This is a genomic window from Facklamia hominis CCUG 36813 (assembly GCF_000301035.1).
GTDB lineage: Bacteria > Bacillota > Bacilli > Lactobacillales > Aerococcaceae > Facklamia > Facklamia hominis.
In genome coordinates this window covers 20,020-45,328 of sequence record NZ_JH932292.1, presented here as the reverse complement: position 1 = coordinate 45,328, position 25,309 = coordinate 20,020, and the positions used below count along the sequence as shown (strand labels likewise).

Sequence of the window (25,309 nt, the reverse complement as noted above, 5' to 3'; positions counted from 1 at the left end):
CCCAGCTTTCTTTACCCTAAATAGGCTGATTTTATTCTTGTGTTAATGCCTTTTGAGCATCATCTAAAGCTTCTTGAGCTGTCTTTTCACCGGTTAAAGCTTCTTGAATCGCTAAATTAAAGTGACGGTGGAAAGTATCCCAATTAGAAGTATGCGGATCAGGTTGTCCAAATTCAATGATTTCACTAAATGGTTTCATAAAATCAGTTTGGAAACGTTCATCAGACTGTTCTGCTTTTAAGATTGGGAACCAGTCAAAGGCTTCAGAAATAGGACGTTGGTATTCTTCTTGACCCATAAAATCAATAAATTTCCATGCCAAGTCAGGATTTTTAGCACCCTTAGGAATTACATAAGAGTCAGTTGCAATATTAACAGCTTCTACTTTTCCTTTTGGTAATTTTGCTGTTAAATAAGGTGCTTTATCAGAAGCCTTATCTAATTCTTCTTTTTCCCATGGACCAGACATAAACATAGCTAAATCACCATTAATGAACATTTTAGCAGCTTCATTTCTAGGAGAGTCAAGTGGGCTAGGTACCAAATCTTCTTGTACAAATTGAGCTAAATATTCAAGCGTTTCAACATTAGCTGCATTATTAACTTCATACTCACCTTTATCATTAAAGATATATCCTTCATTTTGATAGAAGAAGGACATCAATTCGATAGAAGTACCAGGTCCATCAACTGGTAAGTAGAAAGCATACATATCTGGATTATCTTTTTTGATTTGACGAGCTGTTTCTAATAATTCATCCCAATTAGTTGGAGCTTTTTCAACTAAATCAGAACGATAGAATAGACCACGGCTAGAAAAAGCAAATGGAATTCCATATTGTTTGCCATCAATATTTGCTGCATGTAATACAGATTCAACCCGTGGTTCAGTAAATTCAGGGGTAATATAGTCATCTAGCGGTTGAATAATTCCTTCTTCCGCAAATTGTTTTAATGAACGAGTACCAATCATCATGATATCTGGTGCTTGGTTAGCTGAAGCAAGTTGAACAATTTTAGAGTTTAAATCATCCCAGTCAACATTAATAATATTAACCTTAGCGCCAGTAGCCTCTTCAAATCCAGCAACACCCTTATCCAATTCTTCTTTAAGGTATCCACCATCATAACCAGGAGCCAAAATAGAAATTTCATTGTTATCTTCTGCATGAACTAAAGGACTTAGTCCTAATAAACTGCTAGCCGATAGAACAAATGCTGTCGCTTTTAATAAAAACTTCTTCATCATTATCCTCTTTCCCTTTTGAATTTATATCCTTATTATCTCATTGACATAATATTTAATCAATATCAACAGATAGTTATTTGATATTTAAATATATCGCTAATATTTATTATAAAATTACATAAATAAAACAAATAAAAGCCCCTGCATTAGCAAGGGCTTAAGTTTCTTTATAAATTAGTCTTCAAAGACTGTTTGTCCAGAAACTTCAGTTGTTAAAGCCTTAAGAGCTTTATCAACTAAGTGTGTACGTAATTTGAATTCTTCCTCATGATCTAATGCTGGATTTCCTAATGGGTGAGGAATAGCAATCGTAGGAATGATACGGTTAGCACCTACAGTAAGAGAAATAGGTGTAACTGTACACATATGAACTACAGGAATACCAGTTTTTTCGATACCTTTAACCATTGTTGCTCCGCAACGTGTACAGGTACCTCAAGTAGAGGTAAGAATAACAGCATCGACATTATTTTCCAATAATTCCTTAGCGATAGCTTCAGAGTATGCTTTTGCAGAAGCAACAGCAGTACCATTACCAACTGTAGAGTAGAAATAGTGGAATAATTCTCCAATTTCTCCGTCTTTTTCCTTTTGACGTAATACGTCTACTGGGATAACACGGTCAGAGTCTTCGTTGGCATAAGTTGGGTCATAACCACCGTGAGCTGTTTCCCATTCACCCTCTTTAAGATCATCAACACCAGCAATGTCATAACGACCATATTTAGAAGCTGATGAAGATTCAATGTGATCTGGGTTACCATGAGGTACGATACCACCAGAAGTAACGATCGCAATCTTAGCTTTCGATAAATCTTTAATAGCAGCACCTGGTTCCACATTGTCGAAGTCAGGCATTGGATATTCTGTTACGAATTCTTCGCCATTTAACTTCTTAACTAACATATCAACCGCACGGAATGATCCACGTTCTTCGGTAAAGAAGTTCTTACGGTGACGTTCGAAGTAACCGTCTTCTTTAGGAGATAATTCTTTACCTTCTAAAATTTTGTTTACTACGTTTGCAATAGCAGGCAATGCTTTACGCATGGTTGCAGCAGAGTTACCTGTTTGAACAATGTAAGGAACTTTCTTATACATATCCACACCAGGGTTTTCTTCGTACATACCAGTTACAGCTGGAATACCTAGACGTTCAACCACAGCTGTTGCAACCGCACCAGATGCAACCCCATAACGACCAGCGTTAAATGCAGGTCCCGCGATCACTAGATCTGGTTCAAATGATTTGATCATTTCAATAACTTCATCGATTGCTTCTGGATTTTCGTTAAAGTAAGAGTCACCACAGACTACTGTACCAACGATTTCACCATTATCTTTAATTAAACCATTAAGACCAACACCAGGTCCTTTAACGCCATCTTCTTTAAAAGGCTTTGTATCAGCTTTTTCTTCCCCACCGATACCAGCGTAGAATTGGTTAATATAGTGTACTACACGTTTTTTACTCATCATTTAACCTCCCTTATAATCCTTGATTAAACTCCACGAGCCGTGCGTTTATTGAAGCCCATTTCATTGGTTGCACCAGTGATAGCTTGAATTTCAACTTCAATTTCGCCATTTTCGCGTAAGCTTCCGTCAAATCCACCAGCAACTGTATCAACATAATCTAATGTACCGATAATACGATCCATTGGAGGTAATACAATCACTTCGTTAGCGTTTCCGCCAGTAACTACGGCATCTGCAGATGGATCCGCATCAGCTAGAGATTGGGAAGCACCGTCACGTCCAGCATATTCGTCTGTAACGATAACCGTCTTAACACCTTGTCCAGCAATTTTCTTAGCGTTCATAATCAAGTCAGTATCTGGGTTACCAAATCCTTCTTGAGTAACAATAGCGCCATCCAAACCTAAATAACGGCATAATTTAGCTGTCCAGTCAGATGAACGTTTCTTATCATTCAAGTAAACCGCTTCGTTAGTGATGATAACACCGACAAAGTTGATATCTTTTCCATGACGTGCGTATAAATCTTCGATAACTGGATTATTTAAGTGGTGGTATGTTGTATTCTTATCACAAGCAGACACACAGTTACCAGAAACAATGGCTCCGTCCATTACTTCCGTTGGGTAAAGAATTGAAGGAACGATATGTTTAGCATCTGTTCCGTATACATAAGTATCGTGTAACAAACCTTGAGTTTGTAACATGTATACATAACCAACTTTTGGTAATTCAGGATACTCTGCAATTTGATCCAATAATGGTTTTGTTTCATAAGTAACTACTTCATCAGGTTCAACTTCTTTACCTAATTTACCTAAGTATAAAGCAACCTTAAATCCTGCTTCACGAACTGCTTGTTCATATTGATGAGGTTTAATACCTTCAGCTGGTTCTACTACTAAGCAAATGTTGATTAATTTTGAAAATGGTGTTAATTCTGCACCAGGTCCTTGCATATCAACAATACCTTCTTGGAAACCAACAATCTTACCAACAGTAGCCACTGCACAACCTTTAAGTGCGTGAGTACGTCCTTCACCAACGCGATCTACTTTGGAGATAACACCTGGGAAGATTTCGCAGTCGCCTTCTACTTTACAACGTGGTTCAATCACGTCTTTGATAGGTGTAATACGGGTTGATTCACCTGGTTTAGCAATTTCAACTTCACATTTAACAATGTGATCATCTGCTAAAACGATCTCTTTAATTTCTTCTTCATTGATGTACAAAGTACCGTTTTCAACTTTTGATTCGGATGCTTTTTGAACATCTTTAATTTGAATTTTTCCTAATTCAAGTTTCATTTAATCACCTCTGTTAATATTTCTAAATACGCAAGTTACTTGAATCGTAACTCAGGGGAGAAACGAATGCGAGATAAAGCATTTTCAATCAAGTCAAGATCAATATCCGCAAAATCCTCAAGAATTTGAGGGGTCCATTGTGGAGTCTTACGGTTTTTATTGAACTTTTCGTAGACATCCAATGCATTATCAATAAGATCAAGACTTTCCATATCAATCTGTTGTAGTTGTGTAGTAGTGATAAGGATTGATTTATAGTAGGTCTCGTTAGGTTTAATTGAACCAGACAATGGATGTGTTAAAATAACCAAACGCTCTTCAACAACTAATCGCTTAGTTTCTTTGAAGACATCCGCATATGTCCCATCGATAAATTCAACAGGACAGGACTTGATTTTTTCTTTAACCATCGGATTGTTTGTGATGATTTGCATTCCTTCACCTCTCGACACTAGTGCTGGATCATCTACGCTAATAAATGACCTAAAGAACAAAACCGTGGTGGTTGCACTAGTCCTTGTTCTTGTGAATATTATAACTAAAATCAATAAGTTTTACAAGTCTATTGTTGTTTTATTTTAAATTTCAAGTTGTCGCATAAACTTTTTTATTAGAAGAAGCTATATTATCACTTTTTTTATATAAATTCTCACTTCTTTTATTAAAATAAAGTTTATTAGAAAAATAAATAAATGCTTCTAAAGACTGGTTTTGGCATACAAATAGGCCCCTAATAAGTTCGCCCCGTTTTTAAAATGACAGGTTGTTAAAGGAGCAGGTTCAAAAATCTCTTCCCTAAAGACAAAGGAGGGATGATTCTCATAAAGTGCATGATAGGCTTTTCTTATTCCCTCGATCATCAGAGGTTCGTTTGAAATTCCTCCACCGATAGCAATTCGCTCAACATCAAAAACAAGGTGAAGGTTATAAATAAGTGTAGCAATGACTTGACAATAGTCATTAAATAAATCGATCACCGGTTGATGATTAGCCCGTATCGCTTTAAATACATTTTCCGCATCATTCTCATCCTTACAATCTAACAAATGATTGGCTGGACGCACAAAGTTAAACACTCCCCCTTGTCTTACTAAAGGATTAGCAAAATATTCAGGCAAAATAAATGAAACCTCTCCGGCCACATTATGACTACCTTTATACAATTTATGATCGATAATAATTCCTAAGGCAAGTCCAGTTCCTAAGGTTAACGCAAGACCATTAGCAACACCTTTTAAGGCTCCCAACTGATGTTCTGCGATCACAGCAGCCTGCCCATCATTGATAAGATTAATTTTTTTCTGATATTGTTGCTGTAGTTTTTCTCGATAAGGATATCCTTTTAGAAAAGGTAAAGATCCGTTAAAAACTAATACGCCTCGATCATCATCCACAATCCCAGTATGACTAATCGCAATTCCCTTGTCTTTTTCATCCAGCGAAGAAAGGACCTTTTCAAGTGCCTCCTCAAATGCCGATAAATTTAACGGTGTTTTTACTGAAGGAAAAGTTTCTATTAGATCCCCCTGATCATTGACCCGACCCGACTTAATGTAGTTTCCTCCTACATCCATTACAAAATACATCATCTCACTCCTTTGAAATATTATTGTTTAACAGATCTAATAACGTTTGACTAAATAGATCGTATCCTTTTTTTGAAAGATGAATGCCATCTATAGTATATTCGGGTTGAATTTCACCTTGATCTCGATAGAATGCCTGCCAATCTAAAATTAATGTTGAATATTCTTTAGCTAATTTATCTATTTCCAAATTTACAGATTCAATACGATCAGGCTTCAAACGGTTCGTTTCAGCTGTCTGAATGACATGGCATAAGATAATTGGAATCTCTTGTTTTTGCTCTCGAATAAATTTAATCATTTTCTTTAGATTAGTAATAATAGATTCAATCTTCATTTGATAATAAAGTTCATTAATACCGAACATAATCAAGACAGCGTCTTTGCCATTTAACAATTCTGGCTCGCTAAGTAAACGTTGATAACCCTCCTTAGCTATAACTCCTTGCTTTGATACATTGGTGATTTCCCAGCTTCCTAAACGATCTTGTTTATAAAAGGCAAGAATCGAATGGCCGAGCATTAATAAATTCATATATATCTACCACCCTCTTATTTGTTAGACAATCTGTATTTGAAAGTTACAATCAATTTGACTATAATTATTCTAACATAGTTTTTAAAAAATCGACGAACATTATCATCTGTCAATACTAACTTTCAAGCTTTAGATGACTTTTATATCAAGGAGTTTAGGATTATGTCTAAAAAAGAATACTTATATATTACTTTTCATAATACGCTAGATGCAATGACTGCTGAAAATCTCTATAAGACCCATCAAATTCCGGGAAGACTCGTCGCTATTCCAAGCGAGCTTTCAGCAGGATGCGGCATGGCCTGGCGCAGTGAGCCTAATGAACAAACCCACATCGAAGAAATCTCTAAGCAGGCCCAACTGTCACTCAATCAAATTGCTATTTTATAAGTATGGACTACCCTTAAGTATTTAAAATCAGAATAAATCTGTTATACTTATAAGAGAATCTTTATAAAAGGAGACTTTATATGCTTGAAAATGTAAAAATTAACTTTGAAACCATTGAATTAATGGATTTTTTCTGGCAAACAGCCGCTAGAAAAGAAAAGCTTGCCGATTCTTACCTACTCGACATCGCAAATCGACCTGAGATGGAAGCAGTATATACGGATGATTTTAATAGTAACTCTGTCCGCAAAGTGTTATCAGCGGTTATCAATTATGAACCTGTCAATGAAGCCACTTCTAAAGAATTAGAATTCTATCAGTCAAATAAGTTCTTTGCTGATGATCCTGGAAATGTCGAATTGACCCTACCTACAATTAAAACACTTAATGTGAATAATTTAAAAGAAAAGTTTTCAGGAGACACTAAGTATGACAGCGTTCAAATTAACTTTGTTCCTGCCTACGACCTCACCGATAAAATTGAAGATAATATCTTAACGATTAACTTCTTTAAATTAAAGATAGATTTCACCGATTTCGAAACTGTTCTTGTCAACGATCAAAAATTAGTTGACTATATCGAAAGCAAACTCGAAACCATCCTCAAATAAGAAAATAAAAGCATCCTATCATCATTAAAATGAATAGGATGCTTTTTACTTTTATATTGAAAAAGATTCTTCACTATGCACATCAAAATATTTTATATTTGATGGTACAATGCTAAAGGAATACACTTCTCCCTCATGATATGGATTTAATCCATAATCCCTCATTAGAATTAATTGATCATTAACGATTAAGTTCACATAATTTTCGGCCCCTAATTTTTCAATATGATCAATTTTTGCGGTAAAGGTATATAAATCCTCCTCGCTTCTAGCAGGAACAATGTGCTCCGGTCGAACACCTAAATAAAATGGACCATTTTGTTCAATAGACCAACTCAAATCATTCAGAGTAATTTTCGACTCATCAAAATATAAAAAGTTCATAGCAGGACTTCCAATAAAGGACGCCACAAATCGATTTTTGGGATGATGATAGATTTCTTCTGGCTTTCCGACTTGTTGAATAACCCCCTTATTCATTACCACAATCCGATCCCCCATCGTCATTGCTTCAATCTGATCGTGGGTAACATAGATAAAAGTTCCTTGAATTTTCTTTTGCAAATTAACAATTTCAGATCGCATACTCACTCTCAATTTGGCATCTAGATTAGATAAGGGTTCATCCATTAAAAAAGCTTGTGGCGACCGAACAAGACACCTTCCCAACGCCACCCGTTGCCGTTGACCTCCCGATAGTTGACGTGGCTTTCTATCTAATAAATCATCAATTTCAATCAGCTTTGCCGTATGTTTAACCTTACTGTCTATCTCTTCTTTACTAAGCCCTTGAATCTTTAAAGGATAGGCTAAATTTTGAAAAACTGTTTTATGAGGATATAGAGCATAAGATTGAAAAACCATGGCTAAATCACGATCTTGAGGTCGCAAATCATTAGCTAGTTGGTCATTAATCCATAATTCTCCCTCACTGATTGACTCCAGACCTGCAATCATTCTTAATGTTGTTGATTTTCCACAACCAGATGGACCTACAAATACAACAAATTCCCCATCATGAATATCTAAATTAAAATTTTCTACCGCCATTACCTCATCATCATATTTTTTACAAACATTCTGTAGTTTAACGCTTCCCATTACTTATCTTCTCCTTCTTAGAAGTACCTTACTCTTTTATTGGAACAACACCTAGACCTACCCCTAAATATTCTGGATGAGCTCTCGCCATCTTTTGCAAACTTGTCATTGGTCTATTCTTATAATATTCTGTTTCAAAAATTGAATATAAAGGATAGTCTTTATATTTAGCTGAAGCTAATAATTCAAATTGTGAAGCAAATTGAAGAATACGAGATCCGCTCGAGAGCAAAAATTCATTATCGGGATTCAACAGCCATGAACAACAATAAAAATAATTGATTCCCGCATCCCTAAAAAAGCTTCGCGCTTGACAAAGAGAGTGATCTACTGACTCTTGATCCAGTGATACCCCTGCCATTATATGTATACTTAGCACTTCTTGCCCTTGGAGCATTCTTTCCTTGCTAGCTTCTTTCCATGTTAATTCAAAAGGAAGCAAGTTAAAATCTAACTTCAACCGCTCATATTGCAAGGAGCCGAGACGAAAAATATTTAAGAAAAAGACTCTTAACAACCAGTGCCCGTCATCTTCAGTAAGTCCCAAACAATGATGGCGATTAGAATAGAGATTTAATCGATACACCAAATCACTCAATGTATCCCAAAAAATTGATTCCGAATAATTTCTTTCTTGATAGATTTGCTTTAAAGCGGGTAAGAGATGAATTAATACCTGTGCCCTTTCAGCGTCATTTATTTTAACTATCATACGTGTTGAATCAAATGCCATCCCCTGATAACCCGAGTCAAGTACGTCAAAAATTAACGACGGTTCGGGCAACATCCTACTAAAATGACTAAAATCAAAACCCAACTGTCGTAGTATCTGCTCCAAAGCGTGCTCATGCTCGTCAACCGAAAATGTCTTAAAGTATTCGGTATAAAATTCTATCATCTCTTCTATCCTTTCGTTGCTCCACCAGTCAATCCACTAATTAAGAATTTTCTAAAGGTCGTTGCTAAAACAGCTGGGGGAAGTATGGCTAATAAACCAGAAGCAGCGATCAAACCATAGGAGGCAGTATAACGTCCTTTAAAATCCTGAATCACGAGTGTAATTACTTTATTAGCCTGGCTTGTAGTTAAAATCATAGGAATTTGGAATTGACTCCAAGCGGTTAAAAAAACAACTAACAAACTAGTAATAAGGATTGGCCAAGACAAAGGCAATATCGTTTCAAAAAACACTCGCCATTCACCTGCCCCATCCATCATCGCTGCCTCTATAACTTCATAGGGTAAGTCCTTAAAGTGATTATAGATTAACCAAGTATTTAAAGGGATAAAGGCCGAAACATAGATAATAGCTATCCAAAATAATTGATCTAAGAGATCGTTTTGGGCAAACATAGCATATATCGGAATAATCGTCGTAAACACCGGAATAACCATGGTTAAAGTAATCAATAAAAATACTGGTTTTTTCCCTTTGAAATTATAACGGTAAAAGGCATATGCCGTCATCAAAGAAATAGGAACAGTTAATAAAACACTGATCGCAGACATCTTCACTGAATTGATAATCGCTGGAATTATCAAACGATAAGCAGAAGTTGTCGGATCCATTAACTGCTTGAAATTATCAAAGGTAATATGTGACGCAATAATCTGACTAGAAGCTTTAGTAATTTCCCCCTCAGGTGTTAAGGCAATATTTAAAGCCCATAAAATGGGTCCTAAGGTAAATATTAAAAAGACAAGTACCGCTAGAAAGTAGGCAGCATTTGCTAAAAATGATTTTTTCATAAATGACCTCCTACATATCCTTCGCAATATTGCGAACATATAAATATCCAAATATTCCCGTTAGTAGCATCACTACATAGGTAATCGCCGAACCATAACCAAAATCCAAAAATGAAAAAGTATTTTGATAATTATAAATCAACAAGGTTTGAGCATCTTTACGATAGTCCACTAAGGCGACAATCTCATCAAAAATATTTACAGCTGATAAAGATGCCTGAGTTAAACAAATCAACAAAGAGGGTAATAATAATGGCAGAGTCACAGAAAAAAAGGTTTGAGAACTATTCGCTCCATCCATCGCTGAAGCTTCATAAATGTCTTGAGGAATACTTTGCAAATTCGCTAGCAAAACAATGGCACAGAAAGGAACGACCTGCCATGATACAATTAAAGAGACAATGAACATCAACCAACCTGTATTTGCAGTCCATGCAATAGGGGCTTGAATGATACCAGAAGATATTAATAATTTATTCAACATGCCATAAGAAGGATGAAAAATAAAGGACCACAAAACCCCATTCACTAGAGGTGGTAAAGCCCATGGTAAAATCGCTATTGCAGTCAATAGCGGTGTTAATTTCCGTTTCTGATTCAATAATAGTGCAACAAATAAGGAAGAAATCATCACGAACAAAATAACATAAGCCAAAACAGAGAGCGAATTAATTAAGGCATTATGAAAATTCTTATCTTGTAAAACAGACATATAGTTCCTAAGACCAATCATTTCGATTTGATCAGGCCTTGTTAATTTAAAACGATGCAGACTATAATAGAATGTTTTTACGATCGGATAAAAAACAAATATTCCCATAATCAATATACTTGGTAATAATAAAAACCAAGGCGATTTATTATTTTTAATCATATCATTCATTCTTTCTAAAAAAGCTGCCGATAGGAAAATAAACCATCGGCAGCTATCTTATTTTTTAAGATTATTTTTGAGCTAAAGCATTGACCGCTGATTCGATTTGTTCAACCGCTTGTTCAACGGTTAATTGGCCAGTCGCTAATTGGTTAATACCATTAAAGATTTCACTAGACATTTCTGCGTAATAATCTGGCACACCATTAGGGAATGGATTTTCAACAATTCCAGCAACATCGTAGAAAACATCACCATGTTGAATTTGTCCAGCTTCAAATAATTTTTCAAGAACTGATAAACGGGTTGGAGTGGCTGAAATTTCAGCATTTAATTGTTCTTGAATTTCAGGAGAAGTATACCATTTAACAAATTCCAAGGCTTCTTCTGGGTGTTCAGTATATGCTGATATACCAATCGCTTCATTGAATGGTACTGTCTTATCTGCATAATCTCCATCTTTAGAAAGTGGGCGACTTGGTTGAACTTGGCCAACAACTTTTGATTCAGATTCATCTTCAATTCGAGTTACAAATGAAGAAGGTCCAGTCATATTTGCCGTGTCACCCGTTGCAATTTGACCGTATGCTTCCATACCAGAAAGTGTTGTGTTAGCTGGATTAACAAGTTCATCTTTCACCAAACTGTCAATCAAAGTTAAAGTATCTACTAAGGCATCGTGATTTAAAGTATTATCATCATTAAATACGATACCATTACGCGTATAAGCCAACCATAAGAAGGTTGTTGTCGAATTTTCTTCGGCTAACAGTGGAATTGAAATCGGATAGTCCACAACACCCGCTTCTTTAATCTTTTTAGCATCTTCAATCAATTGATTCCAGTTAGTTGGTAATTCTTCAATACCAGCTTTTTTGAACATCTCTTGATTAGAATAAGCAATTCGGAAGTCATTAGCATAAGGAACAGCATAATATTGATCTTCCACCTTAAATGTTTCCAGGTTTGGCATATCCTTTAGAGTATCCTCATCAATCTCAATTGGAGCTAACCAATTAGCTGAGACAAATTCACCGGTCCAGGACCAGTCAACTTCTATTACATCCGCTGCCGCTTTTTTACCTACTGAAGCTGTAGCAACTTTATCACGAATATCATCCCAAGCTGTTGGAATCACATTTACTTTAATGTTTGTCTTTTCTTGGAAATCCTTCAACATATCATCTGTTGGAACTCCCCAATCAGGAATCATTAAACTGATTTCAACAGGTTCTTCTTCAGCAAAAACTGGAGTAGTTAAACTTGACGTAATTAATGACGACAACGATAATGCCGCTGCTAAACAGCCTTTTAGAAATTTTTTCATAAAAATCTCCTCCTTGTTAGATTAATTTAATTTTACCATCTTATTCATCAGATAGCTATTTTTTATATATAGAATTATATAATAATTAACTTTATTTTTTAATGGTATCCACTCTAAAAGTTGAACCCTCAGCCATTTATAGAACTTTTAAAAAATTATAAATTAAATCATATACTTTTTAAAAGTTTACATTTAACAAGTTCATACAAAAAAGCCCAACCAAGGGTTGGGCTTAAATTAACACTTAAGGCATTCTACATATAGCCAGCTTCTGTAACGACTTCTTTTGCTTTTTCAGCATTAGCATCAGATACCATAACAATTGGACCTGAGCAACCCATACCGGATTCAGCATAAATGCCAGCTTTCCAAAGTGCCTTAACAGCATCTTCTAAGTCTAATACATCAATTCCTGATAAGGAGGAAGTAACAATCTCTTTTTCCGGAGCTTTAACTTCTTCTTCAACAGCTGCTGCTTTTGGTTGTAAACCTTCAACAACATCTTTAAGGCCAGCATGTTTAGCAGATTGATATTCAGCCTTTGCTACTTCTACTAATTTTCCTTTAGCCATTTGATAAGCATATTTTAAAGCATTAGCAATAACCGGTGCACCCGAAGCACGAGAAACGATGTTGATAATTCGATCGTAACCATCGCCAACCCCTGGTCCATATCCGAAACCAGTCGTTTCATAAGTTCCGCCAGATGTATAGGATCCAAATAATTTCATTAAAATATTACCCGTTAATGAATCACAAACCATAACATCAGTAGATCCAAGGAGCAGGTCATTACCACGTAAAGCTACACCACCATCAGCACGTGCAGATTGACCAAAAGTAATATGATATCCTTTATCTTTTAATTGGTTTAATGCTCTCTCAACAGTGTGTGCTGAATCAACATTAACAATACCAACAGTTGGATTTTCAATTCCTTTTGCTTTAGCTACAGCAATACCATTGATTGCATTTAAAACCATCGCTTCTGCACGAACAGTTGCTGTTGTTCCAGTAGTAGTTGCAATGAACACTTCTTTACCTAAGGCAGGAGTAATCACGCGTCCTACAGTAGAAACACCGATTGGGAAAGTATGATGTAATGTCACAGCCCCATCAATCGTTCCATCTTCCAATAACTTATCAAGAGTAGTTTCTACTTCCTGTTCATTATTAGCTTCATAATGTTCGTAATCGCTAGTCCAATCTTGGCTTTCACCGATTAATACGACTTCGAATAATCCTTCTGCTTTGGCAATAGCAGCTGCTTCACGCATCACATCAAAGCCTAATTCAGAGCCATTAATTGTCAAACCAATTTTAATAGATGGGCCTACTTGTCCACTCTCTAGAGTATGAGCTAGTTCATTGAAAACATCTTTAATTGCTTGATTTACTTGGTTAGTCATGCGTTCGCTTCACTCCTATTCTTCTTCTGAACCTGAGAAGTTTTCAGCGAATTGGCGTAATGCCTTAGCAACTTCAGACTTCACAGTTTCTTTCAAGTCAGAAGATCCAGCTGTTTCAACTTCTCCACTGTTACGTTCGATAATTACGGATACACCGTCGAACAAGTTTGTCATACGACCTAAGAATAATGATCCTTTACCAACGATCATTGCACGGTTAACATCTGAATCGCTTGTCATATCATCCACAGCAAATCCTAAGTAAGGAACACCAGAAGGAATATGACCTTGAGTTGGAGCCCATCCAGGTACACCCTTTTCAGAAACGAAGTTAGGTAATTCTTTACGTTCGATTTCTTTACGTAATACCCCAACAGCAGCAATCATCTTCAAGTTAGCTGTTGGAACATCCCCTGCTCCCGCTGGCTTGGTAATATCTGGATTTTGCATTTCAACAGAATATACATCAACATCTGGAACACCTAAACCAGCTTTATCAAGTGGGTCACCTACTAAAGCTGTCATAACTGCTTGTGGAGATGAACCTGAAGACACCGTGTGGCGTCCAGCAAAATCTGTACGAATAACTGGGCTCTTACCATCATTTTGAGTAACTAAGAAAGCCATACCTGCAACGCAATCTTCTAATAATGGCATATCTTTTTCATAGTGAGACTTACCGTTCATACCTAATTTAGCAGTAGATCCCCCAGCAACTACAGCGACTGCCTTATAAGTACCAGCTTGGACTAATGATGCTGCTGTGATTAATGAGTGAGAAGGTGCACCACAGAATGCACGAATATCTGCTCCAGAGGCATTTGCTAAACCACATTGTTCAGCAATCGCCTTAGCCATGTTACCACCACCACGTTGGTTAACATCACCAATAGCTTCTTCTGAGCACTCAATGACGTACTCGATATCTTCAGCATTGATATCTCCTGAGTCACGTAATAAGTGACGTAAGGTAATCACACCAGAAGCTTTATTAACTAAGTTTTCTAACATAGTATGAGCAGACAAGTTAGGGTCGATATCATGGGCACGTTCTACTAAACCAACAAGGTTTCCTTGATAGTAGATACCTTCTGCGCCATTGTTATCAACTTGATCTTGAATCCATTCAGCTGTTTCAACTTTATGGATCTTGTTAACATCATCTTTGAACATATCATTTTGGGACAAGGCTTCTTTTACTTGTTCTGTAAATTTCTCTTCTAAGTAAACTAAGTCAAAAACGTCAACAATTGATAAAACACCATAAAATTCTAATTCAGGCATAATTTCGCCACGTTTTGAATAGCGTTTAGCTTCTACTAACTTATTATAGCGTGGTTCTTCAATCTTCTTTAATTCAGAATAATGCAGATTATTGATATATGCTTGGTTAGCAGGATCGCCACAAACTTCTTCATAAGAACGTAAATGTGAGCTTAAGTTCTTAAGATACTCAGAATCAGGATTGGTTACCTTTTCTGTCGTTTGAGTTGAACCATTATGCACCAACATATTTGGAACGTGAGCTAGCGTATAAGCAGCAGCTTTGATAACTGGAAAAGTCATTAACATTTCTCCTTTTACTTATAAGATTTTGTACCTCTATTATTTCACAGATCGCCTTAAATAGCAAGTGATGCGTCATATATGAAAAGACAGCACCTAAGTGCTGTCTTTTTGAGGCATATTAAATATTATGCTGTGTATTTAGAAAATTGATCGCGAATTGATTTCATTTCTTCGGCGATTGAATCTACATCTAATACCATTTCCATCATTCCGACTTGTTCGTCATAAATGTCTGGATCTGCATATTCTTTAAATTCTGGTTCAGTTGCATGGTAAACAGCTAATCCCAATGGAGTAGCAGTTAATGGACCAGCATAAGTTGGGTCACCATTAGTTACTGTTTCAGCAGCAAGTCCTGCAGATTCAGCTTCGGCACCACCTAAGATTACGACTAGATTCTCTGCACCATATTTTTCAGCGGCTTCTTTGATACGACGTTGGTTTTCCAAATCCATGGCACCTGCGGCCGTTCAAACGAAACATTCTGTAGATGAGAAGAGAACCTCTACTGGTTTACCTTCTAAACATGCTTCAATGGCTTGTCCAGGAATACCGTCCCGGTCACCAATGATAAGAAACTTTTTGTTATCAAAAAATGACATACATTTACCTCCTAAAAATATTGAAATAAAACATTTCGCTTACAACATTATCACTACTACACTTGTTATTATATGATCAAACTTTGAAAATGTCAAATGTTTTTATAAATAACTTTTATTTTAACGTTTTCATTATTTTCTTTGTTTGAAAACCGCTCTGTGTCAAGGTTATTTCATTTATTTGTTTTACTAATAAATCACAAGTTTGCTTGGTAGGCGTTTTCATTTTATTTAGAAATCTTTATAATACATGTTAAATATAAAAAAGGAGTGATTCATTGAAAATTCTACATGTTATCGCCCAACTTCCAGAAAGAACGGGTTCAGGAGTTTACTACCGTAACCTCGTTCATTCTCTAACTGAATTGGGCCATCAAAATGCACTTGTTTACGCCATCCAGGAGCCATTTAACCATGATATTCAAAAGGATTTTGTTTTTCCTGTTCAATTTTTAAGTGAGGATATTCCCTTTCCAATTGCTGGAATGTCTGATGTCATGCCTTATCCAAATACGATATATTCTGAAATGACTGAAAGCCAAATAACCATTTGGTCCAACGCTTTTAAGAAACAATTGAATGATGCTAAAAAGACATTTAAGCCTGATTTAGTAATTTGTCACCATCTTTGGTATTTATGCCAAATTACTTTAGATATATTTTCAGACTGTCCTGTAATAGCAATCAGCCATTCAACCGACATCCGTCAAGCCAAACGTTTCCCACATCTTAAAGATCGCTATGTGCCAGACTTATCTAGTTTATCAGCTGTATTTGCCCTTTCCTATGAAAATATGGCAGATATTCAAGAAGTTTATCAGATTGATCCTAAAAAAATAAAAGTTATGGGTAATGGCTATAATCCAGAGATATTTTATACACATAAAAAAAAGACACACTCTCAACAGGATCCAATTAAACTAATTTATGCGGGTAAATTGGTCCATTCCAAAGGAGTCTTCCAGCTAGCTCAAATCTACCCATCCCTTAAAAAAAAATATCCCCAAATTGAACTTCATATGATAGGCATGGGAGAAAAGGCCGCCAAATCACAATTACATGAACTCGCTTGTTCCGGTGATATTGAAGGTTTCTTTCAATATGATCCAATGCCTCTCCAGGAAGATCTAGCTGATTTTATGCGACAAGCTGATATCTTTATTCTCCCTTCTTTCTACGAAGGTTTGCCAACCATTGTATTAGAAGCGATGGCCTGTGGATTAAGAACAGTTGTCAGTCAATTGCCTGCCCTGCATGGTCTTTTAGAGTCCTCTCTAAATTCAACAGGTATGATTGAATATGTTCCACTTCCTCAATTAATTAACCAAGACCAACCCGTTGAGGCAGATTTACCACAATTTAATCAACAACTCCAATTAGCCATTGAAAAGCAGATCCAACGGGTTCAATCAAACAACCCTATTGCATCATCTACTTGGGAAGCAATTCAAGCATTTTCCTGGCCTCAGCTCGTTCAAAAAGAAGCCAAAGTCCTAGAAGAAATTCTTTCTTATAGATAGGCATAATATTGAAAGTATGTTATCCTTAAATTAACTAATAAATGAAAGGAAGTTCCCATGAATAAAAAATTATTAATGGCAAGTACAGCTGTTTTATCTTTTGCAAGTCTCATTAGTACTCAATTTTCTCCCGTCTTTGCAGAAGATACAAAGAAAGTCGTGGTCTACTCTAACACATTAAATGATGAAAGTCGTTTAGCAAAAGTAGAAGAATTAGCTAAAGAAGCTGGTTTTGAATTAGAAGTTGTGGTCGCTGGTTCTGGAGATATCTACAATCGTGTTTTAGCTGAAAAGGCCGACCCTCAAGCTGATGTAGTCATTGGCCTTGATGAAGCCAACTGGTTAAACCTTCAAGATGAAGTAAAACTTCACGACTTTGAACCTGTTTGGGCTAACGAGATTGACAGTGAAGCTATTCTAGGTGCAAAAGCCTTTTATCCTTTTGCAGAATCCTATATCTTCGGACTATATAATCCAGATAATGTAACTGAAGACCAGGTTCCTAAACGATTAGAAGAATTAGGTGAAGATCCTGCCCTTTCTGGAAAATACCGTATTCCAGAAAACCTTGGAGGATCAACCCACCAAAAAATTATTTTATCCATTTTAATGCAATACCCCGATGAAAACGGAGAACTTGGAATTTCAGAAGAAGGTTGGGATAAAGTCGCTAAATTCATAGAAAATGGTTATCAAACAAGAGAAGATGAAGATCATTGGCAACTCATCAAAGATGGAGACTTACTCTTTGATTATTTCCATGCTTCTGGTACTGCAACGGCTATGGATAAAGATCCGGAGCTTAATGTTAAACCAATCAATCCTGAATACGGTGTATTTACAATGCGTGAACAAATCGGAATTCTAGATAAAGGCGAAGATAATGACTATGCCAATGCAGAAGAATTTGTTAATTGGTTTGGTTCCGATGAGGTTCAAAAGACATTAGCTGAAGAATTCGGCTTTATTCCCTTAACATCTGGAGCTAAAGATGGCCTTAATGAAACAATGAAATCCCTTATCGATCAAGTAACATCAATGAATGTCGATTGGGACCTTTATCGTGATAATGTAGATGCCTGGGTTGAAAAGCTTGAACTCGACTATATGCCGTAAATAACAAACACTATATAGATAAATGAAGAGGCTGTGGCCTAAGCCCACAGTCTCTTTTTTTTAAGGAGAATATCATGATCGAATTACAAAATGTTCAAATTAAATATGATGATTTTGTCGCTGTAGACCAAGTTAATTTAAAAATAAACAAGGGAGAATTCTTTACCTTTCTTGGACCTTCAGGTTGTGGTAAAACAACAACACTAAGGGCTATCGCAGGCTTAACTCAACCTAGCCAAGGAAAGATCTTTATCAACGGACAAGACATTACCCCTCTTCCAGCTGAAAAACGGAAAATTGGTATGGTCTTTCAATCTTATGCTCTATTCCCTACCATGACCGTTTTTGACAATATAGCCTATGGTCTAAGAGTAGACCGTCTTCCAGAAAAGACCATTCAAGAAAAAGTCTACCAACAAGCAGCCATTGTTGACTTATCCCCAGAAGATTTAGTAAAAAATGTTTCCCAACTATCTGGAGGACAACAGCAACGGGTTGCCATTGCTCGAACTCTCATTAAAGAACCACAATTGATTCTCTTTGACGAACCCCTTTCCAATCTTGACGCTAAATTGCGTCAACAATTAAGAGTGGAGTTAAAGCAAATCCAGGCCAAAACAAATTTAACGGCTATATATGTTACTCATGATCAAGAAGAAGCCTTAGAGCTTTCAGATAGAATTGCGGTCTTTAACCAGGGGCATATTGAACAAATAGCGGATCCCATTGAACTATATAATCATTCTGCTAATGAATTTGTCTGCAATTTTATCGGACGTGTTAACCAATTTGAAAGTGAAACAATGGAACACTTAAATCAAGACAATTCTTATCAACTAGACTCTCAAAAAAAGACGTATATTCGTTATGAAGCCCTGCATGATCAACGTCAAAGTAATGAAGATATACTAATTAGTGGGACAATTTGTCATCGAAGCTTTCATGGATCCCAATTCTTATATGGTATCAAAGTTAAAAACCAGGTTATCTATTTTATAATCCTCAATCAACAAGAGCCACATTATCAAATGGGGGATTCCATTCAAATTTACTTTAATCCAAAGCAACTTTTAACTTACACCAAAGAGGAGGAATAAAATGTCTCGAACAAATATCCTCCAAAAAACCATCAAATGGCTTTTTTATATCATTCTGGCTTGGTTTATATTGGCTGTCATCATCAATCCCATTTTCTCAGTCATTCAAACCAGTTTATGGCCTCAAGGGGCACTTAATCTTCGCGCTGTTGAAAAAGTATTCAAATCCCAACGAGCGATGCAATCTATTCGAAATTCATTCTTATTAGCAGTTTGTCTGACATTTAGCTGCAATATTTTAGGCCTATTCATGGTCTTAGTGACTGACTACTTTGAGATCAAGGGAGCAAATCTTTTAAGATTGATTTATATGACGACCCTATTAATGGGTGGTATGGTCATGAACTTTGGTTACTTACTTGTCTATGGAAAAAATGGCTTTATCACCCAATTATTAGCACTAATCTTTCCCAAGATGAATATCTATTGGTTTGAAGGATTTGGACCTGTGCTTTTTATTATGACCTTAGGCTGTACACATATTCATATGCTATTCTTAAGAAATGCCATTCGCTCAATCGATTTTCATCTCTTAGAAGCGGCTCGTTTACTAGGGTCTAATCCAATGCAAGTCCTAAGAAAAGTTGCTTTGCCTACGATCCTTCCCGTGATGCTAACCCTTATTATCATGACCTTCCAAACTGGGCTTGGTGCCTTTTCAGCTCCCGTTATGGTTGGTGGGAAGGATTTTCAAACGATCTCACCTTTAATCTTGACTTTTGCTAATCGACCACGTTCCCGTGATATCGCAGCTGTTTTATCTGTGTTTTTAGGTTTATGTCAAATTCTACTGCTCTTTTTGATTACCCGTAATGAAAGAAAGTCAAACTTCCTATCAGTCTCAAAAACACAAGCAAAATTACATAAACAAAAAATTAATCTTCCTTGGTTAAATGCTTTGATTCATACATTAGCATACGCCTTAGCTGCTTTATTCTTACTTCCTTTTGCAGCCATTATTGTTGCCTCTTTTACCCAAGGTGCCGCATTAAGGCAGTCAACGCTCTCACTCAATCACTTAACTTTGGCAAATTACTATAAAGTTTTCAGCCGATTGGACCACCTCCAACCTATCATAACATCCATTTGTTATTCTGCGATTGCTGCAGTGGGTGCTGTACTGTTAATTACGCTAGTAGGTCGAATCTTACAAAAATCAAAGCATGATTGGAAGGCAAATATTCTTGAATATAGTTTCTATATTCCCTGGTTAGTTCCTTCACTTATGCTTGCCTTGGGTTATCTCATGGCCTATGATCAGCCAAGTCGTCTATTGTTGGGGCGTAGTGTGATTGGATCCTGGTGGATTCTTCCCTTAGCTTATCTTGTTATTTCCTTACCAAATAGTTTGCGATATATTAAAGCGGCTTATTTTGGATTAAGCCCTCAATTAGAAGAAGCTTCTCAACTACTCGGAGCCTCAAAGATTCGAACATTTATTAAGGTGTTACTACCTATTCTCCTCCCCACTATTTTAGCTCTGATTGCCATTCAGTTTAATCAGTTAATTGATGATTATGACTTATCCGTTTTCCTCTATCAACCGTCTAATCCTACTTTGGGGATTGAGATTCGACAAAATGCAAACCCAGATACCAATATTGATGCTCAAGCAATCAATGCCGTATACTCCGTTGTCTTAATGATAATTAAAGGGGCAGCTTTATATTTTATTTATGGTTCTTCAGATAGAAAAAATAAAATTAATTAATAAAAAGAAGATTGTGTCTAATAAAACACAATCTTCTTTTCTTTTATAGTCCACCCATTATCATTGATCTAACTGTTGTATCTCCTGATCAGTCAATTTACGGTAAGTACCTTCAAGAAGCGACTCTTCCAAATATAAAGGCCCCATACAAAGGCGCTTTAACTTTAATACTTCTAAATCACAAGCCTTAAACATCCGTTTTACTTGATGAAATTTTCCTTCATGGATTGTCACTTGAACATGACTCATATCTTGAAGCTCATCAATAGATATAACATTCAAGTAAGCTGGTCGTGTCACAAAATCACCCAGATCAAGGCCCTGACCAAATAAATCCACCGTATTTTGATCAGCAATCCCTTCTATGACCGCTTCATAAACTTTGTCCACTTGATGCTTAGGTGAAGTAAGTCGGTGTCCCAATTGACCGTCATTAGTGATCAAAAGAAGACCTGTTGTATCAATATCTAACCGACCAACCGGAAATAGTCCCGGCCGCTGGTCTTCTTCTCGAATCAAATCGATAACTGTTTGATAACTTTGATCTTCTGTAGCTGATATAAAGCCAGCTGGCTTATTGAGTAAGTAATAGACATATTTTTGATAATCAATTATCTTACTATTCAATTTTACTTGATCCTTTATCGGATCCACTTGAAATTTCGCTTGTTTAATGACTTGATCATTGACACTCACCTTACCTTGTGCCAGAATTTTTTTTACGTCTTTACGACTCCCATATCCTTGATGACTTAAAAATTTATCTAAACGCATCATTTGTGAAAAGTCATCCTTTTTTGTAAATCAGATCGATAATCACCAATGACGATAGATAACATGCCAAATAACGCCATAATCGATGCATATATAATAATTGCCATAATTACTACAATCAAAATTTGCAAGAAAGTCAATCCACGACCTACCGGATCCATCAAAGCATTCAAGGCTCGGTTCCACCCCTTAGCCCCGATAGCCATTACAAGGGTTGCTATCACGATACGTATTAAATCTCCCACAAAATACCGATCACGAATTTTAATAATTCGCCAGATCTTCATCCACATGGTAATTGATGTAACCGTAAAGGCAATAGCTGTCGCTGACATGGCTCCATTAGCTTGGAACAAAGCCACCATTGGGAACTGTAAGATCAACTTAATTAAAATCCCAATAAACAACATGGATACCGCATAACGGCGGTAATTCATCGACTGTAAAATTGTCGCTAAAACTGTATAAGCTCCTAAAGCGATCGCCATAAAGGATCCTGTGACCAATAGACTTGGCCCTTGTTCAATCCCTGTTGGATAGAAAAATGGGTATAAATTATCAGCAACCATGGCCATTCCTACAGAAGCAGGTAACATCACAAAACTAAAGACCAGAACAATATTCTTAACCAATTCACCGGTCTTATTTACGTCGCCCTTAGCATACTTAGCAGAAACGGCTGGGATCGTTGATGATGCCATAGCAACCGCTAAAGAAACAACGATCATAACCAGTTTATTAACATCCAGATTCATTGCACCAAATAATTGTGAGATCTCACTATTTAATAAAATGCTGGTACGAACAAGAATTTGTTTGAAGGTGTAGGTATCCACAATCTGAGCCAGAATAATTCCAGATCCAAGTAAAATAAATGGAATAGAGTCTTTAATTATCAAAACCATACTTTCTTGGAAGTCGACCTGAACTTGATCTTTAGAAACAGCCTTTAATTTTTCCATTGTAGGTTGATGACGCCAATACTTAAAGAGTAGGTACATCAATGCAACAAGTGCTCCCACAAAGGCTGCAAAAGTCGAATGAGCAACTGCTGACGTCACAGATCCATGATAAGTCTGCGTTATAAGGAAGGTAGCAACTAATAAATAACAAACCCGAATAATCTGCTCGATAACCTCTGATAAAGCGAAAGGAGCCAGATTATTAAATCCTTGGAAATAGCCCCGAATTAAAGACATTGTCGGCAAGATTAACAAGGCGGGAGCTAAAGAACGAATCACTATCACAGCCGCTTTAGGATCATCGGTTGATGAATGGCCTGCAAGCGCAGGAGCTGCAAAGAAGAAAATAGCCGAAGCGAGTATCCCTGAAATCAGCATAATGATCAATGCATATTTAAAAATTTGATCCGATACTTTAAATTCTTTTTTGGAATTATAATAAGCAATTTGCTTAGCCACAGCCCCAGGAAAACCTGCTGTTGCGATCGCTAAAAAGAAGGCATAAGGCGTATAACCTACCGCATACAAGGCATTCGCATGAGTATAATCTTGACCTAACCAGGTCGCCCAGGGGATGACGTAAAGCGCTCCGATAATTCGCGAAAACATCTTTCCAAATGTCATCCAGGTAACACCAGAAACAAAACGACGACTATCTTCTTGGTCTGAATGTTCCTCAAATTGATTCACTTCAGTCATCGACAAACCTTCGTCAAGAATTTGATCCGATAGGAGCGGCTCTTGATAAGAAGCTGTGGCTTGCGATACTTTTTCAGCTAAATCATACGCGTCGGATTGGTTATCACTTTGATCAGGCATCAAAGAAGAGACTTCCTCTGGATGTTCAAGATTCATTTCTTCCTGAGTCAAAAGAATTTCAGGCTCGGATTCGTCAGAATCTTCTACATCTTCGACTTCGTTGATAACTTCTTCTCGAAATTCCATCTCTTTTGAAGGATTATCAAGAGGAATTTGTTTAGAGGAATGGTACTTATTGGATTTAATCTCTTCTTTATCATCCGAAAAAATAGGTATTTCTTCGATCTTATCTTTCGCTTTTACAAGTGCTTCCTGAGACTTAAAGCGCAATTGATCCATTTCCTGGTAAAGACGGGCTTTTAATTTTTCAGCTAAAGTCGTCTTCGGTAAGTCATCTTCGATTTCAGAAAAATCGGGTAAATCTTTTGCAATCCGCTCTAAATCCTCATCACTATACATCTGATTATCTAACTCTGATGATTCATCTGCTAAATAAATCTCAGAATCGGTAGGGACCTTCAATTCAATCCCTTCCTCACTCGTTGATAATTCCGCAGGGACCTTATCTACTTCATCTTCTAGAGAATTTTCATTAACTATAATCTGATCTGAATTAATTTCTTCAGTTTCTTCTTTTTTTTCATTCTCTGAAACCAACTCTTCGTCGCTTTCCGAACCAGTGACCATTGAGTCGTCTAACTGCTCCCTATTAGAATCAACAGATTCTTGAACATCTTCCGTCTTAGAATCAGTCGCTTCTTTCTCCGATTCCTGATCCAACAGTACCGGATCTTCGCCTTCAACTTCCCACGATAGACTATCCTCTTCCCAGTCATCGTAGTCCTCACCATCATTCATTTCTTCACGCCGAATGAAAATGGTCTGAAGCAATTTTTGAAAGAATCCAGGTTGGTTATGCTGCTGACGATGCTGGATACTTTCTTCTCTTAACTGACTTGTTATCGACTGATATTCAAACGGATTTTGATCTGTGGAATCACTCACATCATTTTCCTCAAAATGATGTCGCTGATATAGCTCATCATCAATATCCAGTTCAAGGGAGTCTTCTAATTCATTAGCAAGAGCTACTAGGTCTTTCTCTTCCCTTGCTTCTAGATTATGTTCCTCATCATTTGATTTAGATACCTCTTTAGCCTCTTCCTCTTGAAATGTAAGGTGGTCAGATTCTTCATCGTGACAAGAAGTTTCACTTGATTTTTGGGAAAAGTATTTATGATACTGTTCTTCCATTAATGAAGAAGATGAAGATCGGTCTTCTTGAAAAGCCATAGAACTCTCATCAAGTTGACCATCTTGCTCCTTCTTTGTCTCTTCCTCCCAATCATGTGAAAAATAATCTTGATCTAAGGGTTGTGGATTAGGACGTCTGATTCGTTTTAGATCCTCTGAAGTAAATTCAATTGTGGCATAGCGATCGTATTTGGGGTTTAAGTACGAGTCCTTCAAATTTTGATTCTCGTTACTATTTTCATTGTTTTGACCTTCAGTCACGCTTAACACCTCTTTACATACTTTTCTTTATTATAATAAATTGGTCCTAGGGACTCAACTT

The 25,309-nt window shown here is 36.7% G+C and carries 22 protein-coding genes; 6 read left to right on the top strand and 16 right to left on the bottom strand.

The window, feature by feature from the left end; genetic code table 11:
• Positions 1-31: 31 nt before the first annotated feature.
• The 6 genes from HMPREF9706_RS00295 to HMPREF9706_RS00265 form a co-directional block, all read right to left on the bottom strand.
• Entirely contained in the window at positions 32-1,246 is a 1,215-nt protein-coding gene (locus tag HMPREF9706_RS00295; RefSeq protein ID WP_006907334.1) for an ABC transporter substrate-binding protein, read from the bottom strand.
• Between the two features lie 177 nt (positions 1,247-1,423).
• Complete coding sequence (gene grdB / locus HMPREF9706_RS00285) at positions 1,424-2,725, bottom strand: glycine reductase complex selenoprotein B (RefSeq protein ID WP_081580733.1); 1,302 nt, start codon at positions 2,723-2,725, stop codon at positions 1,424-1,426.
• Positions 2,726-2,751: 26 nt separating this feature from the next.
• Positions 2,752-4,038, bottom strand: coding sequence for a glycine/sarcosine/betaine reductase component B subunit (locus tag HMPREF9706_RS00280; RefSeq protein WP_006907331.1), 1,287 nt, complete (start codon positions 4,036-4,038; stop codon positions 2,752-2,754).
• A gap of 35 nt (positions 4,039-4,073) precedes the next feature.
• Entirely contained in the window at positions 4,074-4,472 is a 399-nt protein-coding gene (locus HMPREF9706_RS00275; RefSeq protein WP_006907330.1) for a GrdX family protein, read from the bottom strand.
• A gap of 264 nt (positions 4,473-4,736) precedes the next feature.
• Complete coding sequence (locus HMPREF9706_RS00270) at positions 4,737-5,624, bottom strand: ROK family protein (protein WP_006907329.1); 888 nt, start codon at positions 5,622-5,624, stop codon at positions 4,737-4,739.
• Positions 5,625-5,628: 4 nt separating this feature from the next.
• A complete protein-coding gene (locus HMPREF9706_RS00265) occupies positions 5,629-6,159 on the bottom strand; it encodes an SGNH/GDSL hydrolase family protein (RefSeq protein ID WP_006907328.1) in 531 nt (176 codons plus the stop codon).
• 165 nt (positions 6,160-6,324) lie between these two features.
• Between HMPREF9706_RS00265 and HMPREF9706_RS00260 the strand changes: the two genes are divergently transcribed.
• Together HMPREF9706_RS00260 and HMPREF9706_RS00255 are read left to right on the top strand one after the other, a co-directional pair.
• On the top strand, positions 6,325-6,552 hold the full coding sequence (locus HMPREF9706_RS00260) for a DUF3343 domain-containing protein (protein WP_006907327.1): 228 nt from the start codon (positions 6,325-6,327) through the stop codon (positions 6,550-6,552).
• Between the two features lie 80 nt (positions 6,553-6,632).
• On the top strand, positions 6,633-7,163 hold the full coding sequence (locus tag HMPREF9706_RS00255; RefSeq protein WP_006907326.1) for a TDE2712 family protein: 531 nt from the start codon (positions 6,633-6,635) through the stop codon (positions 7,161-7,163).
• A 51-nt stretch (positions 7,164-7,214) separates the two neighbouring features.
• Here HMPREF9706_RS00255 and HMPREF9706_RS00250 read toward each other — a convergent pair whose 3' ends face one another.
• The 8 genes from HMPREF9706_RS00250 to grdA all read right to left on the bottom strand — a co-directional run bounded on the left by HMPREF9706_RS00250 (position 7,215) and on the right by grdA (position 15,794).
• The gene (locus HMPREF9706_RS00250) at positions 7,215-8,264 is read right to left on the bottom strand and encodes an ABC transporter ATP-binding protein (RefSeq protein WP_006907325.1); all 1,050 of its coding nucleotides are present in this window, start codon (positions 8,262-8,264) and stop codon (positions 7,215-7,217) included.
• Between the two features lie 28 nt (positions 8,265-8,292).
• Entirely contained in the window at positions 8,293-9,162 is an 870-nt protein-coding gene (locus tag HMPREF9706_RS00245) for an acyltransferase domain-containing protein (protein WP_006907324.1), read from the bottom strand.
• A gap of 5 nt (positions 9,163-9,167) precedes the next feature.
• A complete protein-coding gene (locus tag HMPREF9706_RS00240) occupies positions 9,168-10,013 on the bottom strand; it encodes a carbohydrate ABC transporter permease (RefSeq protein ID WP_006907323.1) in 846 nt (281 codons plus the stop codon).
• A gap of 10 nt (positions 10,014-10,023) precedes the next feature.
• Positions 10,024-10,887, bottom strand: coding sequence for a carbohydrate ABC transporter permease (locus HMPREF9706_RS00235; RefSeq protein WP_231285819.1), 864 nt, complete (start codon positions 10,885-10,887; stop codon positions 10,024-10,026).
• Between the two features lie 70 nt (positions 10,888-10,957).
• The gene (locus tag HMPREF9706_RS00230; RefSeq protein ID WP_006907321.1) at positions 10,958-12,214 is read right to left on the bottom strand and encodes an ABC transporter substrate-binding protein; all 1,257 of its coding nucleotides are present in this window, start codon (positions 12,212-12,214) and stop codon (positions 10,958-10,960) included.
• A gap of 254 nt (positions 12,215-12,468) precedes the next feature.
• Positions 12,469-13,623, bottom strand: coding sequence for a glycine/sarcosine/betaine reductase complex component C subunit alpha (gene grdD / locus HMPREF9706_RS00225; RefSeq protein WP_006907320.1), 1,155 nt, complete (start codon positions 13,621-13,623; stop codon positions 12,469-12,471).
• A 15-nt stretch (positions 13,624-13,638) separates the two neighbouring features.
• Entirely contained in the window at positions 13,639-15,189 is a 1,551-nt protein-coding gene (grdC, locus tag HMPREF9706_RS00220) for a glycine/sarcosine/betaine reductase complex component C subunit beta (RefSeq protein WP_006907319.1), read from the bottom strand.
• A gap of 128 nt (positions 15,190-15,317) precedes the next feature.
• Positions 15,318-15,794 (bottom strand): glycine/sarcosine/betaine reductase complex selenoprotein A, encoded by a 477-nt coding sequence (gene grdA / locus HMPREF9706_RS00215; RefSeq protein ID WP_081580732.1) that lies wholly within the window; start codon positions 15,792-15,794, stop codon positions 15,318-15,320.
• 278 nt (positions 15,795-16,072) lie between these two features.
• On the opposite strand from grdA, the gene HMPREF9706_RS00205 reads away from it, so the two are divergent.
• The 4 genes from HMPREF9706_RS00205 (at position 16,073) to HMPREF9706_RS00190 (ending at position 21,238) form a co-directional block, all read left to right on the top strand.
• On the top strand, positions 16,073-17,314 hold the full coding sequence (locus tag HMPREF9706_RS00205) for a glycosyltransferase family 4 protein (protein WP_006907316.1): 1,242 nt from the start codon (positions 16,073-16,075) through the stop codon (positions 17,312-17,314).
• 57 nt (positions 17,315-17,371) lie between these two features.
• A complete protein-coding gene (locus HMPREF9706_RS00200; RefSeq protein ID WP_006907315.1) occupies positions 17,372-18,430 on the top strand; it encodes an extracellular solute-binding protein in 1,059 nt (352 codons plus the stop codon).
• A gap of 74 nt (positions 18,431-18,504) precedes the next feature.
• A complete protein-coding gene (locus HMPREF9706_RS00195; protein WP_006907314.1) occupies positions 18,505-19,527 on the top strand; it encodes an ABC transporter ATP-binding protein in 1,023 nt (340 codons plus the stop codon).
• A 1-nt stretch (position 19,528) separates the two neighbouring features.
• On the top strand, positions 19,529-21,238 hold the full coding sequence (locus HMPREF9706_RS00190) for an ABC transporter permease (protein ID WP_006907313.1): 1,710 nt from the start codon (positions 19,529-19,531) through the stop codon (positions 21,236-21,238).
• Between the two features lie 60 nt (positions 21,239-21,298).
• Here the strand turns inward: HMPREF9706_RS00190 and HMPREF9706_RS00185 are convergent, their stop codons facing one another.
• Positions 21,299-22,012, bottom strand: a complete 714-nt coding sequence (locus tag HMPREF9706_RS00185; RefSeq protein ID WP_040444681.1) for a pseudouridine synthase — start codon at positions 22,010-22,012, stop codon at positions 21,299-21,301.
• A complete protein-coding gene (locus tag HMPREF9706_RS08825) occupies positions 22,012-25,248 on the bottom strand; it encodes a polysaccharide biosynthesis protein (protein WP_006907311.1) in 3,237 nt (1,078 codons plus the stop codon). The genes HMPREF9706_RS00185 and HMPREF9706_RS08825 overlap by 1 nt, the downstream gene beginning before the upstream one ends.
• Between the last annotated feature and the right edge of the window lie 61 nt (positions 25,249-25,309).